Here is a 15,426-nt window from a genome sequence, read left to right on the forward strand (position 1 = left end):
CTGCGGAAATTTTCGGCGCGTCTTACATGGATAACCGGATGCCGCTTTTGCGCTACGGCCCGGGCCGGGTGTGCGCCTAATTTCTCGCTCTGGGATCGGCCGGATGACTCGGCCGGAAAGGACGTGTCACCATGCTCAGCGATGCAGAAATTCTCTCTCTCTTGATGGGCCGCCGCGCAGGTTATTCCCTGCCGCAGGCCTTCTACACCGATGCCGATGTCTATCAGGCCGACCTGAGGAACATCTGGCAGAAAGACTGGATCTTTGCGCTTCCGTCAGCAGAGCTGCCGAAGGCTGGCAACTATGTGACGCTGCAGATCGGTGACTATTCGGTCATTGTTGTGCGCGGTTCAGACGGCGTCATCCGGGCCTTCCACAATTCCTGCCGCCATCGTGGCAGCCGGATTTGTGCGGCCTCCAAGGGCTCCGCGCCGAAACTGGTCTGTCCCTATCACCAGTGGACCTACGAGCTGGACGGCAAGCTGCTCTGGGCGCGCGAGATGGGGCCGGATTTCAAGCCCGATGACCATGGGCTGAAGACGGTGCATTGCGTCGACGTTTCCGGCATGGTCTTCATTTGCCTGGCCGCCGTTGCGCCTGATACCACCGAGCTCGTCAGGCAGGCCAAGCGGTATCTTGGACCGCATGATCTTTCCAATCTGAAGGTTGCCCACCAGTCGTCGATCATCGAAGAGGGCAACTGGAAGCTGGTGCTGGAAAACAACCGCGAATGTTATCACTGCTCCGGTTCACACCCCTCCCTGTGCCGCACCTTCCCGGATGACCCAAATCTGGTGGGCGGGGATGATTCCACCAGCTCCAATGCGGGGCTGGCGCATGTCGAACGCTGCGAAAATGCTGGGTTTCCGGCAAAATACGTGATCTCCCCCGACGAGCGCTGGCGCTTCGTGCGCATTCCGTTCCTGGGTGATGCGGTCAGTTACACGATGGACGGCAAGGCGGCCGTTTCCAAGCGCATCGGCTCGGTGCCGTTCGACAATGCCGGCTCCTGCCTGTTCTTCCACTATCCGAACACCTGGAACCATTTCCTGTCCGATTCCGTGCTGACCTTCCGCGTGCTTCCGATCGGACCGATGGAAACGGAAGTCACGACCACCTGGCTGGTGCACAAGGATGCAGAAGAAGGCGTCGATTATGACCTGGAGCGTCTGACCGAAGTCTGGATCCACACCAATGACGAGGACCGGCAGATCGTCGAGGAAAACCAGATCGGCATCAAGTCGCCGGCCTATGAGCCCGGGCCCTATTCTCCGCTGCAGGAAAGCGGTGTCATCCAGTTCATCGACTGGTACGCTCAAACCCTGGAAAACGGCCTGATGGGCCGGTTCCGCGTGGCAGCGGAGTAGGCCCATGATCCCGATGCCCGGGCGCGACACGCCCGTCTGGACCGACAGCGAAGTCCTGGAATGCGTGATGGTGGTGCCGGAAGCACCGGATGTGAAAACATTCTCCTTCCGCCCGCCCTCCGGCGCGACCTTTGTCTACAAGGCCGGGCAGTTCATAACCCTGGACCTGCCGGTTCCCGGCGGCAACGTGCAGCGGACCTACACGCTGTCGTCTTCACCTGTATCCAACGCCTATGTCTCGGTGACCGTGAAGGCCCATGCCGACAGCATCGGCACGCGCTGGATGTTGGACCACTTGAAGCCGGGCATGCGGATCAAGGCCTATGGGCCGGCCGGCCTGTTTCATCTGCCGCCCAGTCCCGATGGCAAGTACCTGTTCATCTCCGCTGGATCCGGCGTCACGCCGATGATGTCGATGGCGCAGACCCTGTTTGAGCGCGGTGAAGACCCGGACATCTGCTTCATTCAATGCGCCAATCGGCCGGTTGAGCTGATTTTCCGCCAGAAGCTGGAGTATATGGCCAGCCGCGTGACCGGCCTGCAGCTCCATTTTGTCGTGTCAAAGAGCGATCCTTACGAAGTCTGGACCGGCTACCGGGGTCATTTCAACCAGCTGATGCTCGGCCTGATGTGCAATGACTATCTGGAGCGGGATGTCTTTTGCTGTGGCCCGGAAGGCTTCATGGACTCGGTGCGCGAGATCCTGAATGCCCTTGGCTACGACATGGATCGTTACCACCAGGAGAGCTTCCAGGCACCGGCCGAAACCAAGGAAGAGCTCACCGAATTCGACGATGTCGTGCCGCAGGACGATGTTCAGGCCCAGATCGTTTTTTCCAATTCGCAGGTCTCGGCCTGGTGCTCGGAAACCGACACGGTCCTGGCAGTCGCCAAGGATGCGGGCCTCAACATCCCCTCCGGCTGCACATTCGGTGTCTGCGGCACCTGCAAGGTCAAGAAGGTCTCCGGCGAGGTTCACATGGTCCATTCCGGCGGTATCAGTGAGGAAGATGTCGAGGCCGGGTACATCCTAGCGTGCTGTTCCAATCCGATCGGCACCGTGGAAGTGGAAGTCTGAGGAAGAACGTATCCCCAAAGCGTAACCGCATAAGTATAAAAGAATGATACTTTAGGTTAAAATTGCGGGATTTTGCAGTATTTTAAAATTCTTTCCTGTCTACTGTCGGTTCCAGTCTGATTGACGTCGACAGTAATCGTGTTCCGGTCTTGCATTGAAGGTCGGTTGACGAAGGGGGGAGTTTGGAACAAGGCAACGAAAGGGTGCTGGCACAGCGTCTGCTCGAGCTGGCGTTCAAGGCGGATCTTTCTGCGATTGCGGTTAGTTTTACAGCGGGAATAGGCACCTGCGGCTATTTATGGTTGCAAGGCGGGGATCAAGGTTTCCTGCTGTACTGGGTCATTGCCTTGTTTGCACTATCAGCATTGCGGATCATCGCGCATTTACGAAACGGAGAAAATGGCTCAACCAGCGCTCTGAACCTTGAACTGGCGAGCCGTTGGCGATGGCAGAACGTCACCGGGTTACAGTGCGCAGGCATCATGTGGGCCGTGCTATCAATGCACACCATCGCGACGATGCCCATGGAAAGCGCATTTGTGCTGGTCTTGGTCGTGTTCTCCATGTCGACTGGTGCGACAGGAACGTTGGCGCCTCTCAACTGGCCTGCAAAGTTTTACTTTCTTTTGATGGTTGGGCCAATAGTTGCCGCGTTCCTGGCTCGACCGATGCCGGAAGTCACGCTCGCCGTGGTCGGATTGCTCTTCTTTCTGCTTAACGTCGTTTTCCACAAGGCCAATCATCAAACGCTTCTTAAGAGCGAACAATTGCGCCTGGCCAACGGCAAGCTCGCTTCTGCGCTATCTCGTGAACAGGCAGAGTTGAAAAGTCTAAACGAGGGTCTCGAGCGACGGGTCAAGGAAAGGACGGAAGATCTTCTCTTCCTCGCTGAACACGACCTGTTAACTGGCATCTTGAACCGAACCGGCGCGTCGAACTACTTGGCGACTCTTGCCGAACACGGAGGCTCGAACAAGAAGACCGTGGTGCTCTTCATTGATCTGGACAGATTCAAGGAAATGAATGATGGCCTTGGTCACGCCGTTGGCGATGAGGTGCTGCGAACGGTAGCCGCAAGGCTTCGGGAAAACTCTCCCTCTGGTGCAGCTGTCTGTCGCTGGGGTGGGGATGAGTTTCTGATCTTGTATCCGGTAGATGGGTCAAATGCGCTGGAAGAGGGGCGGGCGCTGGCAGATACTTTGCGCGGTGCTGTCGAGGCGCCAATTCGCGCTATGTCACATGAATTGCGCGTAGGTTTCAGTGCTGGTGTTTCAATTTCGGCGATGGACCAGTCCAGTTTGTATGAAGCAATTCGATCGGCCGATCTTGCGCTTGGCGAAGTGAAACGTCAGCGACGAGGGGCGACACGCGTGTTCTCCGACGACCTGGGCAAGCGGTTCGAGCGTCAGCTTCTGATTTCTCAGAGCTTGAGGAGTGCACTTTCAAAAGAGGAATTGAAGGTCGCGTATCAACCGGTCGTGAGTGCCGAAACTCACCAGCTTGTAGCTTATGAAGCACTTCTTCGATGGAAGTCACCGTTTTTGGGTGACGTCAGGCCGGATGAATTTATTCCAATTGCGGAAGATCTTGGAGAAATCATACCAATCGGGAAATACGTTCTCGACCGTGGATTGGAAGAACTTGCTGCATCCGAATTCGGTAAGACCGGTGTCAAGCTTGCGATTAATGTTTCCGCGACACAGCTGGTGGACAACAGATGGCCGCAAATCGTCGAGTCAACGTTGACAAAACACGGCATTTCCGCCGAACAACTCATTCTTGAAGTGACGGAAACCGCCTTTGATGCGGCTGACGACAATCTCGTGCAAAGCGTGCTGCGCGCATGTAGGCAGCTAGGAGTTGAGGTTCATATTGATGACTTCGGTACAGGTTATTCATCGCTTGAGCGCCTGCATCAATACCCGGTGACTGCTCTTAAAATTGATAGGTCTTTTGTTCAGCAAATGTCTTCCGGTGGACTCGCAATCATTGAAGGAAGTTTGGTGATTGCGAAGAAAAGTGGTCTGAAAACGGTGGCAGAAGGCGTTGAAACGCTGGAGCAGGCGCGGGCGCTCGCCAAACTTGGTGTTGACCACTTGCAGGGCTACTACTTCGGGAAGCCGGAATTCCACTTTAACCGGCCCTTTAAGGGCCCTCTTTCGGACGCGAATGCGGGTTGACCGACGTCCTGCCAGACACATTCAAAAATTGATATGTGTCAAGGGAGGTTGTGGCTGGACCGGGTAGTGTAGAGCAGAGCATGGGAGGTCAGCATATGTTGAAATTGTCTATGAAGTGGTTTGCACCTTTCTTTATGGGAACCGCACTTTTCATTGCAACGAGCGCGACTACATCGGCGCAATCCATTCCGGAGGGCGTGACGGCCTATCAGGTCGAGGCGGAATTTGAGGATGTGCGCTTCGATCTGGAAAACGCCATTGTCAATCGCGGGCTCGTCATCGACTACGTTTCCCACATCGGTGACATGCTGAACCGGACAGCGAAGGATGTCGGCGGCGGGAAGCAGATCTACATGCAGGCACAGTCGATGCTGTTCTGTTCCGCTGACCTGTCGCGCAAGGCGATGGAGGCCGATGCGATCAACATCGCCTATTGTCCCTATTCGGTCTTTGTGTTCGAGCAGCCCGACAAACCCGGAACGGTCACCGTCGGCTACCGGAACCTTGCAGAAACGGGGTCCGACGCCTCAAAAGCGGCAATCGCCAGCGTCAACGCGCTGCTTGATAGCCTCGCACGGGAAGCTGCCGGCCAATAGGGCAAGGTCTCAGCCAACGGCTCGTTCGTTGAGGCGGAGCAGCACCTTCTCGGAGGACAGCTCTTTCGCGGCCGTGCGGCCGACTTTCCGTGCTGTCTTGTCGTCGGAAGCGCCAAGGCGTTCGGCCAGAGCGAGGGCAGGTTCGTGCAGCGTCAGCGATCGTTTGCCGATCTGGCGCAGGGACCAGTTTACCGCTTTCCAGACGAAATTTCGGTCATCGACTGCATAGCGCTCGATCAGCTCCAGATAGGCCGTAAACTCGGCATCCGGTGCATTCTTGGCGTGGACCGCGCGCCACGCGATCAGGGCGAAGGCTGCCCGGCGGACGAATTCCCGCTCATCGGCCGCCAGCATGATGACCAGTTCGTCCGATCCCTCGCGCCGGGCGAGTACGTTTGTCAGCTGGTCGCACAGATCCCAGGACTGGATCTCCTCCAGCCATGACAGCGCCAGGTCCGGTGTCAGGGCTTTGGGCGGCGTCAGGAGAATGGCGAGCAGACGCGCCTCATGCCAGCCGCTTTGCCAAAGCGATGGCACGAGGTCCGGTGATCGGCCGATCTTGCGGGCGAGGGGACGTAGAACCGACAGCGGCACGCCGAAGGCCCGCGAACTGTCGATACCGAACCGGGCCATGCCGGCCCGGTTCTCTTCCGAGCCGGCTGCACGCAACTCGGCAAGCACACTGTGAACTGTCCAATCCTGGGCAGAAGTCATTGGTGCGACGGGGCTTTACTTGTCCGCATTCTCTAGCCGGGCGATCAGGCTGGACGTATCCCAGCGATTGCCGCCCATGGCCTGAACTTCGGCGTAGAACTGGTCGACCAGCGCAGTCACCGGCAGCCGGGCACCTGTGTCGCGTGCGGTCTGCAGGCAGATGTCGAGATCTTTGCGCATCCAGTCGACGGCAAAACCATAGTCGAACTTGCCGGCATTCATGGTTTCCCAGCGGTTTTCCATCTGCCAGGACTGGGCGGCGCCACCGCGAATGGCCGAGATGACCTTCTCCACGTCGAGGTCTGCCTTCTTGGCAAAGTGAATGGCTTCCGAAAGGCCCTGGACCAGGCCGGCAATGCAGATCTGGTTGACCATCTTGGTCAGCTGGCCGGCGCCACTTTCGCCCATCAGGCCGACAAACTTGGCGAAACACTCAATGACCGGCTTGGCCTTGTCGAAAACATCCTGGTCGCCGCCGCACATGACGGTCAGAACGCCGTTTTCCGCACCGGCCTGGCCACCGGAAACCGGAGCATCGATGAAGCCGCAGCCCTTGTCCCTGGCGGCCGCATGAAGCTCGCGGGCAACTTCTGCCGAAGCGGTGGTGTTGTCGACGAAGATGGCGCCTTCCTTCAGTCCGTGAAAGGCACCGTCCGTGCCCGTCGTGACGGAGCGCAGATCGTCGTCATTGCCGACGCAGGCAAAAACGAAATCGCAGCCTTCGGCGGCTTCCTTCGGCGTTGTGGCGAAGCTGCCGCCATATTCCTTGGCCCATTTTTCGGCCTTGGCGGTGGTCCGGTTATAGACGGTGACGTCGTGACCGCCCTTGGTCTTCAAGTACCCCGCCATCGGGTATCCCATGACACCCAGACCGATGAACGCAACCTTTGCCATGACGAGGCTCCCTTGCTCAGACAAAGGCCCGGTCTTGAACCGGGCCTTTCGTAAAATGTAGTGGTCATGGTTTTAGGGCATTTCCATCAGCCTGTCAGCTCAGGAAAGATCTCCGTCAAACCATCAGGCCCAATAGGGACGCCGTTGCCACAACCAGAAATGCCGCTGGCGTTTCCGGTCAGTCACCTCAAGCCGCTCCTGCGTCTGCGGACCCGGGCGTGTGTTGGGTGTGAAACGGCTTGCTTCAAGAAAGCTGCGGGCATAGATATCAAACATTGGCTTACATCCTCTTGCCGGTTGGTGTAGCCTGAAGATGGCGATTTAGTAAGAAAAGTGCCAGTTAAGAAGATTTTCAAAATGTAAGGTGAAGTTACATATGGACTGGCGTGCACTTCCGTCTCTGAACGCACTGAGAGCCTTTGCCGTGGTTGCGGAAACCAGGAGCTTCTCAGCGGCCGGCCGCGAACTGAACGTCACGCATGCTGCCGTCAGTCAGCAGATACGAGGTCTGGAGACCTTTCTCGGGTTTCAGCTGGTCGTGCGCGAGGGCAGAGGTGTTGCCCTTACTCCGGAAGGCGACCGCCTGTTTGACGGGTTAAGCAGCGGCTTCGACATCATTCGCGACACGGTCGACGAACTCCTGCAGGAAGATGTCGCCCGGCCGCTGAACATCACCATGACGCCGTCCTTTGCGATCAGCTGGCTGATGCCGCGGATCAACGATTTCCGCCTCAAGCATCCGGAAATCGAGCTGATGCTCAATCCGACGGCGCAGGTGGTCGAGCTCCGGCCCGGCGGCGTGGATCTCGCCATCCGCTTTGGCAGCGGTGACTGGCCCGGTTTCGATTCCGAGCTCTTTCTGGCGACAAATTTTGCGGTTGTCGGCGCCAGCTGCCTGATCGGGGACCGGAATATCGAAAAGCCGGAAGACCTGCTTCAGTTCCCCTGGCTTCAGGAATACGGCACCAATGAACTGGCCATCTGGATGGAGCGGCAGGGCGTGGTTCCGAAGGGCAAGCTCAGCATCACCCATTTGCCGGGATACATGGTGCTGGAAGGTGTGCGGCGCGGTGAGGGCATCTCTGCAACCGCAAAGACCTTCATCGAGGCAGATGTTGCTGCCGGCAGCATGCAGGTGCTGTTCGAAGAAGGCGTCAACCCGGGGACGGGCTATCACCTGGTGACCCGACCGGGCATCAAGCGGCCGCCGCTGAAAGCCTTCTTGAACTGGATGCGGTTCATGCGGCCGGAAGACACCGACTAGGGTCTGGAGCCTGGATTCCTGCTAGGGGTGCGTTCAGATCCCGGCAAGCGCCTGGTCGAGATCGCCGATCAAGTCAGCCGAGTGCTCAATACCGATGGACAGCCGCAACAGGTTTTCCGGGATGCCGGAGCCTTCGCCTTCAATGGTGTAGCGATGCTCGACAAGGCTCTCGGTGCCGCCAAGCGAGGTTGCCCGCTGAAACAGGTCCAGCGCACCGGCAACCTTCAGAGCGGCATCCCTTCCACCCTTGATCTGAACGGACATCAAGGATCCAAATCCGCCTTGCATCTGGGATCTGGCAAGGGCGTGCTGCGGATGGCTGGCGATGCCTGGATAGAGCACGGTCTCGACTTTCGGATGCGCGTCCAGGAAGTCCGCGACGGCCTGGGCGTTGGTATTCATGCGTTCCACACGAAGGGCCAGTGTTCTCAAACCCCGCAGCAGAAGCCAGGTCTCGAAGGAGCCGAGTACGGCGCCGGCGAGTTTGCGCTCTTCGATGATTGCCTGCCAGGCCTCGCTTGCGGCATCTCCGGTGGAAACGACACCGCCGAGAAGGTCTGAGTGGCCGTTGAGGGCCTTGGTGGCGGAATGCATCACCAGATCGGCGCCGAGTGCAAGCGGCTTGATAATCAGGGGTGTCGCCGCCGTTGCGTCAACGCAAAGGACGGCGCCGGCCTGTTTGCACCGGGCAGAAATCTTCTGGATGTCTGCCACTTGCAAAAACGGATTGCTCGGCACCTCCAGCCAGACAAGAGCGGGCTTCGTGACGGAAATCTCGTCGAGAAACGCCTGGAGATCCGTGGCGTCGGCTTCGATCAGGGCAACGTTGTTGCGGGCGCAGAGCTTGCGCAGAAACAGGGTTGTGCCCCAGTAGATGCCCGATTGAACCAGGAGTGTCCCGCCTGGCCGGACCAGCCGGGCAACGGCTGCAACGGCCGCCATGCCGGACGCAAAGAGGCGGCTGTCCTCGCCAGCTTCCAGGGAAGCGATCAGGTTCTCGGTCCTCCTGTAGAGCGCGTTGTCGTCGCGGCTGTAGATGTGACCCGGACTGACCGGTTCATAGTCCTCGTCGCGCACAAAGGTCGTCGCAGTCGGGATCGGTGGCACAACGGCGCCGGTTGCTGCATCATGGCCACCGCCACCATGGGCCAGCAGACTGTCAGGATGGAGGCCGGAGGCTTTGGGCAATTCGCTGGACATGAGGAAATATCCGGTTAAGGGACACAATTCAGGACAGAAATGAAACGGTGAGGGATCACCGTTTCAGATGGCGGGTGAGGCGTGCTTCGATCTTGTCCCAGACGCGGCGCAGGGTTTCGACAATCATGAGATAGGCAACGGCCGCCCAGATATAGGCCTGGAAGTCGTAGGACCGCGAGTAGGCGCGGCGCGTCTCGCCCATGAGGTCGTAGATGGTCACGATGGACGCAATGGCCGAGCCTTTGATCATCAGGATGATCTCGTTGCCATACGGTCGCAGCGCCACCATCAGGGCCTGGGGCAGAATGATCTTGAAGAAGGCGACCGGTTTGCTGATGCCGAGCGCTGCGGCGCCCTCCCATTGCCCCTTCGGCACGTTCAGGATTGCTCCGCGCAGGATTTCCGCCTGATAGGCCGCCGTGTTCAGCGAGAAGGCAAAGACGACGCAATACCAGGCTTCCCGGAAGAAGGCCCAAAGTCCGACAGCTTCCAGTTCGGGCCTGAAGGTTCCCGCGCCGTAATAGATCAGGAAGGTCTGTGCGAGCAGCGGGGTGCCCCGGAAAAAATAGACATAGCCATAAGCCGGTGCGGAGAAGATCTTCCAGCTGGACGCGCGTGCAACGGCAATCGGAATACTGAGCAGGGCGCCGATCAAGAGGGACACGCCGACGATCTGCAGCGTGACGATGAACCCCTTGACGTAGTTGAACCAGTACTTGTCGACAAACGGACTGGCGATGTTGGAGCCGAGGTAGAAGACCAGCGACACGCCGGAGATGATCCAGAGGGCCATCAGTACATGGCCGAGGATCCTGGTGTTCGACCAGCGTCGCGGCGGTGCAGGCGGGCGGGCCATGCCCGTGGCGGGGTTGGCGGCAGTCATCGCGCGGCTTCTCCCCGTTTGGACCATTTTTCAATCCGGGCGAGGCCGGTCGACGAAATCATTGCCAGGACCAGATAGATCAGGCAGGCGACACCGAAGAACAGGAACGGTTCCTTGGTCACGCGGGCCGCGATACCGGCTTCGCGCACGAGGTCAGCCAGGCCGATCACGGAGACAAGCGAGGTTTCTTTCAGCAGGATCAGCCAGAGATTGCCGAGCGCGGGCAGGGCGAGCCTGATCAGCTGCGGCAGGATGATCAGGGTCATGGTCTGGTAACGCGACAGGCCAAGCGCGTGGCCGCCTTCATACTGGCCCTGCGGAATGCCGCGGAACGCGGACAGGAAGGCTTCCGACGCGTAGGACGAAAAAACCAGCGCCAGCGCCACCATGCCGGCGACGAAGGAATTCACTTCGATATAGGTGTCGAAGCCCAGCAGTTTCAGTCCCTGCTGGATACCGATCTGGACACCGAAATAGACAAGGAACAGCGTCAGCAGTTCCGGCAAGCCACGAAAGATTGTCGTGTAGATGTTGGCGGCGAGCTTGAGACTGGGTTCGCTTGAGTTTTTTGCCAGCGCAATCAGGAACCCGAGAACAAGTCCGAATGGCAAGGTGGCGATCGCCAGTGAAACCGTAACCAGGACCCCAAGTGCGATCGTGTCGCCCCAGCCCTGTTCCCCGAAGGAGAGTAGCGTCAGAGCTTCTTCCATAAGCCGGCGCTTCTTTCTGTTTGTTGTTGTTGGTCCGGCCGCCCCTCCGGCCGTACTGCGGGATTTTTCCCTGCAGGCGAATGCGGCACGCAGAGCATGCCGCATTCCGTGTCATCGTAGGCTGGCGATTAGCCGCCGTAAACGTCGAACGTGAAGTACTTGTCGTTGATTTCCTTGTACTTGCCGTTCGCCAGGATGGCTTCGATGGCCTTGTTGAACTTCTCTTTCAGTTCACCATCGTCCTTGCGGATCGCGATGCCGGCGCCTTCACCGTTGATGACCGGATCCGGGGTCAGCGTGCCGAGCAGCTTGCAGCAGGCACCGTCGTCGGTGGCCAGCCAGTCGGACAGAACGACAACGTCGTCGATCACGGCGTCAACACGGCCGCTGGCAACGTCGAGCTTGTACTCGTCCGGGGTCGGGTAGAGCTTCAGGTCAGCCGACGGCAGTTTTTCTTCGGCATAGTTGGAGTGGGTCGTGGAAGACTGGGCTCCAAGCGCAACACCTTTCAGATCCGCATCGGATGTACCGGCGATCTTGGAATCCTTCGGCACGGCAATTGCCGGCGGGGTGTTGTAGTACTTGTTGGTGAAGTCGACCTTCTGCAGGCGCTCTTCGGTGATCGACATGGACGCGATCACGGCATCGAACTTGCCGGCCTGCAGAGCCGGGATCATGCCGTCCCAGTCCTGGGTGACGAATTCGCACTCGACCTTCATCTCTTCGCAAAGAGCATTGGCAATGTCGATGTCGAAGCCGACCAGCTGACCGTCAGCGGTCAGGGAGTTGAACGGAGGGTAAGCGCCTTCGGTGCCGATGCGCACCTTTGACCAGTCTTTCGCCTCAGCGCCACCCACAGCAGCCAGAACTGCAACAGCGGCCGCAGCCATACGCAAAACACGCATATTAAGTTCCCCATATATTATCTTCGCAGCGCAGGCGGGTTCTTCCCGCCTTCTTGCCCGAGGGCCCTATTCCATACACTTCGCTTTAAATTTCAAGCAGGGCCGCGAAAAAAACACAGGGCGAAGGATGCTTATTTTCAGATTTTGAAGGGTGTCGTTGGGGAAGAAGCCGCGGGACCGGACACACCTGCCTGTTGCAAAGGCTGCGTCCGGAGCCGGGCAACGGGTCAGTTACGTCCGGTCGGGGCCGTCCGCTCGCTTGCAACCTCTGCTTCCGGGCCCGGGGTCTCGAGCACCGACTGCAGCGTAACCACCGCCCGCGTCAGTGCATCACCTGCCTTGGTGCCCGCATAAGGGGACTTTGCGAAAACCGGCACCTTGTTCAGACTGGCGATCTTTTCCTCGTGGTCTGCCCGATCCTGAGCCGGCAGATTGTCGAGGTCAATCTCCGAAAGACCATGCTTTTCAAGATACTGATGCCGAATACGCTCGTCTTCGGGCAGTTCCCGCCAGGCCTGGTACTGCTCTGCAAGGATGTTGCGAAATTCGAGGAAGGACTTTTCCGGCGACTGGGGCTGAGCGGTGGCTGTTTGTGGCCCGGTCGGTGGAAACGTCGGCGTTGAGATGGTTGTCATGGAGGGCTCGAAATGGCTTTGGTGAAAGATTATGTCTTGCAAGCAAAACTTGCGCCAGTTGCCGTTCATTCAAAATCCTGATCATTCCCATGAATTCCTTCAATTTGTAGCCGGTCGATCTGGGACGTAGGTAAGAGTTGCCCGGCAATGCGGTTCATGTTTGCCGGTCGACAGCAAAGGGACCCAACATGGCAGATCTTGAACTCTTTATCGGCAACAAGAACTATTCCTCCTGGTCGTTCCGGCCGTGGATCGCGTTGACACATAAAGAGGTTCCGTTTCGTGAAACCCTGGTGCCGTTCGACTTTGACAATGGCAATCCGAAATTCCAGGCCTTTTCACCAAGCCGGAAGGTGCCGGTTCTCAAGGATGGCGACCTGACCGTTTGGGACAGTCTTGCAATCCTGGAATATGTAGCCGAGCTTTTTCCGGAGGCAGGCTTCTGGCCGAAGGAGCAATCTGACCGGGCCCGGGCGCGCGCGATTTCGGCGGAAATGCATTCCGGGTTTCCCGACCTGCGGGGCGCCTGCCCGATGAACATGCGCCGGCCTTCAGAAACGCTTCAAGTCAACGCGGCGGTCAAGGCGGATGTCGCCCGGATCGTTGACATCTGGCAGGAGTGCCTGGGCCGCTCCGGCGGACCCTTCCTGTTTGGTGACTTCACGATTGCCGACGCCATGTATGCACCTGTTGTCAGCCGGTTTGCGACATATCAGCTGTCGGACGCGCCGGTCGTTGCAGCTTACAGCGCTGTAATGACAGGCACGTCAGCCTGGCAGGCGTGGCAGGAAGAAGCGGTCAAGGAGCCCTGGACGGTGGCCGTCGACGAAATCTGAGGGCGTTCAAAGCGGCATCCGGAGACGATTGTCTTCGGATGCAGCAGAACACCAGGTCCACATCAGCAGACAAAAGCCCCTTCCGTTTCGAAGAAAGCATGCAGGCTGTCGACGAAACGGCGAACCTTCAGGGGGATGAATCGGTTCGACGGGTAGACCGCATGAACCGGGTGGTCCGGATATTTCCAGTCCGGTAACACAAGCTCAAGCTCGCCCGACTGCAGATAAGGATCGATCAGCCAGCGGTTTGACAGGCTGATGCCGAGCCCTGCCAGCGCGGCGCGGCGCAGGGTCGCGGAATTGTTGACGATCATCGTCGGGTTGATCCGGATGGAAAGTTTCTCCCCAATCGTGCTCAGGAACGGGACGCGATCCCCCGTGGTGATGTTCTTGTAAAGAAGGTAGTCGTGATCCGGCAATTCGGCCGGGTGTTGCGGGCGGCCCATTCTGTCCAGATAGTCCGGTGACGCCACCAGGCACCTGCTGGCATGACCCAGCCGGCGTACGATCAGCCGGTCGTCCCTGATTTCTCCCATGCGAATGGCAACGTCGAGCCTTTCCTGAATGACGTCGACAAACTGGTCCGACAGGGAGATATCCAAAAGAATATGCGGATGGCTCTTCTTGAAACCGACCAGAAAGTCGGACAGCACGGTTTCGGCAAATCCCAGCGGCAGGCCGACGGACAGAGGCCCCGTCATCTGCGCTTCCTCGCTCTGGACCGAACGGTCGGCTTCCGCAAGCCGCTCCAGCACATCTCGCGCATAGGTAAGATACCGCTCACCGGCTTCGGTCAGCTGCAACTGCCGCGTCGTCCGGTTGAGCAGCCTTGTGCCAAGTTCATCCTCGAGGCTGCGGATCTGCTGGCTGACCGCCGGTTGCGACACGCCCAGATGTTTGGCGGCGGCTGAGAAACTGCCCAGGTTCACCGATTGAACAAAACTGGAAAGGGCGCTGAGCTTGTCCATGACACACCTGGGTTGCAAGATTTGTGACCTGTGTGCTTGATATATAAGTGAACCTAATGAGTTTTATAAGGAAGCTCGCACTTCAAAATTTTTTCGAATGAAACACTTTAGAGGCAGCCCACCGGAGCTCGCCGGTCCGGGTCCTTCTTTAGTGTCTATTCTGACTGAGCCGGGAGGCTTTTCATGACCGAACCAAATCTTTCACTCTCCAGACGATCCCTCTTTGGCCTGGCGGCCGGGGCAGGGGCGGTTGCCGCAGCCGGCAGTGTGTCGCTGATCGCATCCTCCGCCCAGGCGGCGGCTCCCAAGGCAGGCGCTCCGATGGCCGGCGCCCTGCGGTACAAGGTCGGTGACTTTGAAGTCACGGCACTGCTGGACGGGTATCTGGACGTGACGCCTGAAGTCGTCGTCGGCTATGACGAGGCTGAAGGCCAGCGCCTGCGCGACAAGTCCCTGATCGAAGGCAATGCGCTGCGCATTCCGGTCAACGCCTATCTGGTCAACACGGGCGATCGTCTGGTGCTGGTGGATGCGGGCACCTCAGACGCACTTGGCCCGACCATGGGACGTTTGCCGTCCGCTCTGGAAGCGGCGGGTGTTTCCGCCGATCAGGTTGATGCCATCCTGATCACCCACATGCACCCGGATCATCTTTTCGGTGTCGTCGATGGCGAGGGCAAGCGGGTCTTTGCCAATGCGGAGCTGATCCTTCCGGAAGTCGACAACGCGTTCTGGTATGACGACGCGGCCATGAACGGCGCGCCGGAACAGTTCAAGCCGTTTTTCCTGGGCGCGCGCAAGGCCGCAGAGGCCTATAAGGGCAACCAGACGCTGATCTCAGGTGACCAGGAGGTCCTCCCGGGCATCCGGTCCATGGCGCTGCCCGGACATACGCCGGGTCACACCGGTTATCTCTTCGACAGCAATGGGGAAACCCTGGCAATTGCAGGTGACATCATTCACATGACCGCCTATCAGTTCGACCGTCCGGACTGGGGCATCGGCTTTGACATCGACAGCCCAAAGGCCGTTGAAACGCGCAAGGCGTTCCTGGACCAGGCCGCTGGCGACAAGCTGTTTTTTGCCGGTGCCCATATTCCGTTCCCGGGCATGGGACGCGTTGTCAAGGAAGGCGATGGCTATCGCTTCGTTGCGGCCAACTGGCCCTACGCCTACTAGGATTTACGGACTGACCC

Annotated in this window: 16 protein-coding genes; 7 read left to right on the forward strand and 9 right to left on the reverse strand. The window is 58.6% G+C overall.

The window, feature by feature from the left end:
- The first annotated feature begins 131 nt into the window (after nucleotides 1-131).
- From CHH27_RS03915 to CHH27_RS03930, 4 genes are all read left to right on the forward strand, one after another.
- Nucleotides 132-1,367, forward strand: a complete 1,236-nt coding sequence (locus CHH27_RS03915) for an aromatic ring-hydroxylating dioxygenase subunit alpha (RefSeq protein ID WP_094070419.1) — start codon at nucleotides 132-134, stop codon at nucleotides 1,365-1,367.
- A 4-nt stretch (nucleotides 1,368-1,371) separates the two neighbouring features.
- Nucleotides 1,372-2,445 (forward strand): hybrid-cluster NAD(P)-dependent oxidoreductase, encoded by a 1,074-nt coding sequence (locus CHH27_RS03920; RefSeq protein ID WP_094070420.1) that lies wholly within the window; start codon nucleotides 1,372-1,374, stop codon nucleotides 2,443-2,445.
- Between the two features lie 182 nt (nucleotides 2,446-2,627).
- Nucleotides 2,628-4,625, forward strand: coding sequence for a bifunctional diguanylate cyclase/phosphodiesterase (locus CHH27_RS03925; RefSeq protein WP_094070421.1), 1,998 nt, complete (start codon nucleotides 2,628-2,630; stop codon nucleotides 4,623-4,625).
- Between the two features lie 95 nt (nucleotides 4,626-4,720).
- The gene (locus CHH27_RS03930) at nucleotides 4,721-5,221 is read left to right on the forward strand and encodes a DUF302 domain-containing protein (protein WP_094074505.1); all 501 of its coding nucleotides are present in this window, start codon (nucleotides 4,721-4,723) and stop codon (nucleotides 5,219-5,221) included.
- Nucleotides 5,222-5,230: 9 nt separating this feature from the next.
- Here CHH27_RS03930 and CHH27_RS03935 read toward each other — a convergent pair whose 3' ends face one another.
- From CHH27_RS03935 to CHH27_RS27535, 3 genes are all read right to left on the reverse strand, one after another.
- The gene (locus tag CHH27_RS03935) at nucleotides 5,231-5,935 is read right to left on the reverse strand and encodes a DNA alkylation repair protein (RefSeq protein WP_094070422.1); all 705 of its coding nucleotides are present in this window, start codon (nucleotides 5,933-5,935) and stop codon (nucleotides 5,231-5,233) included.
- 15 nt (nucleotides 5,936-5,950) lie between these two features.
- Nucleotides 5,951-6,829 carry an NAD(P)-dependent oxidoreductase gene (locus CHH27_RS03940; protein WP_094070423.1) on the reverse strand — a complete coding sequence of 293 codons (879 nt, stop codon included), beginning with the start codon at nucleotides 6,827-6,829 and terminating at the stop codon, nucleotides 5,951-5,953.
- A 123-nt stretch (nucleotides 6,830-6,952) separates the two neighbouring features.
- Nucleotides 6,953-7,105, reverse strand: coding sequence for a hypothetical protein (locus CHH27_RS27535; protein WP_157738673.1), 153 nt, complete (start codon nucleotides 7,103-7,105; stop codon nucleotides 6,953-6,955).
- Nucleotides 7,106-7,205: 100 nt separating this feature from the next.
- Between CHH27_RS27535 and CHH27_RS03945 the strand changes: the two genes are divergently transcribed.
- A complete protein-coding gene (locus CHH27_RS03945; protein ID WP_094070424.1) occupies nucleotides 7,206-8,093 on the forward strand; it encodes a LysR substrate-binding domain-containing protein in 888 nt (295 codons plus the stop codon).
- Nucleotides 8,094-8,126: 33 nt separating this feature from the next.
- Here CHH27_RS03945 and CHH27_RS03950 read toward each other — a convergent pair whose 3' ends face one another.
- From CHH27_RS03950 to CHH27_RS03970, 5 genes are all read right to left on the reverse strand, one after another.
- Complete coding sequence (locus tag CHH27_RS03950; RefSeq protein WP_094070425.1) at nucleotides 8,127-9,293, reverse strand: PLP-dependent aspartate aminotransferase family protein; 1,167 nt, start codon at nucleotides 9,291-9,293, stop codon at nucleotides 8,127-8,129.
- A 55-nt stretch (nucleotides 9,294-9,348) separates the two neighbouring features.
- Nucleotides 9,349-10,176, reverse strand: coding sequence for an ABC transporter permease (locus tag CHH27_RS03955; RefSeq protein WP_094070426.1), 828 nt, complete (start codon nucleotides 10,174-10,176; stop codon nucleotides 9,349-9,351).
- Entirely contained in the window at nucleotides 10,173-10,886 is a 714-nt protein-coding gene (locus CHH27_RS03960; RefSeq protein ID WP_094074506.1) for an ABC transporter permease, read from the reverse strand. The genes CHH27_RS03955 and CHH27_RS03960 overlap by 4 nt, the downstream gene beginning before the upstream one ends.
- 128 nt (nucleotides 10,887-11,014) lie before the next feature.
- Nucleotides 11,015-11,791 (reverse strand): ABC transporter substrate-binding protein, encoded by a 777-nt coding sequence (locus CHH27_RS03965; RefSeq protein WP_094070427.1) that lies wholly within the window; start codon nucleotides 11,789-11,791, stop codon nucleotides 11,015-11,017.
- 227 nt (nucleotides 11,792-12,018) lie between these two features.
- Nucleotides 12,019-12,426, reverse strand: coding sequence for a hypothetical protein (locus CHH27_RS03970; RefSeq protein WP_157738674.1), 408 nt, complete (start codon nucleotides 12,424-12,426; stop codon nucleotides 12,019-12,021).
- Nucleotides 12,427-12,614: 188 nt separating this feature from the next.
- Here CHH27_RS03970 and CHH27_RS03975 point away from each other — a divergent pair, with 188 nt between their 5' ends.
- Entirely contained in the window at nucleotides 12,615-13,262 is a 648-nt protein-coding gene (locus CHH27_RS03975) for a glutathione S-transferase family protein (RefSeq protein WP_094070429.1), read from the forward strand.
- Between the two features lie 62 nt (nucleotides 13,263-13,324).
- On the opposite strand, the gene CHH27_RS03980 is transcribed toward CHH27_RS03975, so the two are convergent.
- Complete coding sequence (locus CHH27_RS03980; RefSeq protein WP_094070430.1) at nucleotides 13,325-14,230, reverse strand: LysR family transcriptional regulator; 906 nt, start codon at nucleotides 14,228-14,230, stop codon at nucleotides 13,325-13,327.
- Nucleotides 14,231-14,413: 183 nt separating this feature from the next.
- Here CHH27_RS03980 and CHH27_RS03985 point away from each other — a divergent pair, with 183 nt between their 5' ends.
- Nucleotides 14,414-15,409, forward strand: a complete 996-nt coding sequence (locus CHH27_RS03985; protein WP_094070431.1) for an MBL fold metallo-hydrolase — start codon at nucleotides 14,414-14,416, stop codon at nucleotides 15,407-15,409.
- Nucleotides 15,410-15,426 lie beyond the last annotated feature (17 nt).

Source organism: Labrenzia sp. VG12 (genome assembly GCF_002237595.1).
Classification (GTDB): domain Bacteria; phylum Pseudomonadota; class Alphaproteobacteria; order Rhizobiales; family Stappiaceae; genus Roseibium.

Coding starts and splice junctions, on each gene's coding strand:
- CHH27_RS03980 (WP_094070430.1), bottom strand. CDS start 14,230: ATGGACAAGCTCAGCGCCCTTTCCAGTTTTGTTCAATCGGTGAACCTG.
- CHH27_RS03930 (WP_094074505.1), top strand. CDS start 4,721: ATGTTGAAATTGTCTATGAAGTGGTTTGCACCTTTCTTTATGGGAACC.
- CHH27_RS03915 (WP_094070419.1), top strand. CDS start 132: ATGCTCAGCGATGCAGAAATTCTCTCTCTCTTGATGGGCCGCCGCGCA.
- CHH27_RS03965 (WP_094070427.1), bottom strand. CDS start 11,791: ATGCGTGTTTTGCGTATGGCTGCGGCCGCTGTTGCAGTTCTGGCTGCT.
- CHH27_RS03985 (WP_094070431.1), top strand. CDS start 14,414: ATGACCGAACCAAATCTTTCACTCTCCAGACGATCCCTCTTTGGCCTG.
- CHH27_RS03920 (WP_094070420.1), top strand. CDS start 1,372: ATGATCCCGATGCCCGGGCGCGACACGCCCGTCTGGACCGACAGCGAA.
- CHH27_RS03970 (WP_157738674.1), bottom strand. CDS start 12,426: ATGACAACCATCTCAACGCCGACGTTTCCACCGACCGGGCCACAAACA.
- CHH27_RS03950 (WP_094070425.1), bottom strand. CDS start 9,293: ATGTCCAGCGAATTGCCCAAAGCCTCCGGCCTCCATCCTGACAGTCTG.
- CHH27_RS03975 (WP_094070429.1), top strand. CDS start 12,615: ATGGCAGATCTTGAACTCTTTATCGGCAACAAGAACTATTCCTCCTGG.
- CHH27_RS03960 (WP_094074506.1), bottom strand. CDS start 10,886: ATGGAAGAAGCTCTGACGCTACTCTCCTTCGGGGAACAGGGCTGGGGC.
- CHH27_RS03940 (WP_094070423.1), bottom strand. CDS start 6,829: ATGGCAAAGGTTGCGTTCATCGGTCTGGGTGTCATGGGATACCCGATG.
- CHH27_RS03955 (WP_094070426.1), bottom strand. CDS start 10,176: ATGACTGCCGCCAACCCCGCCACGGGCATGGCCCGCCCGCCTGCACCG.
- CHH27_RS27535 (WP_157738673.1), bottom strand. CDS start 7,105: ATGTTTGATATCTATGCCCGCAGCTTTCTTGAAGCAAGCCGTTTCACA.
- CHH27_RS03935 (WP_094070422.1), bottom strand. CDS start 5,935: ATGACTTCTGCCCAGGATTGGACAGTTCACAGTGTGCTTGCCGAGTTG.
- CHH27_RS03945 (WP_094070424.1), top strand. CDS start 7,206: ATGGACTGGCGTGCACTTCCGTCTCTGAACGCACTGAGAGCCTTTGCC.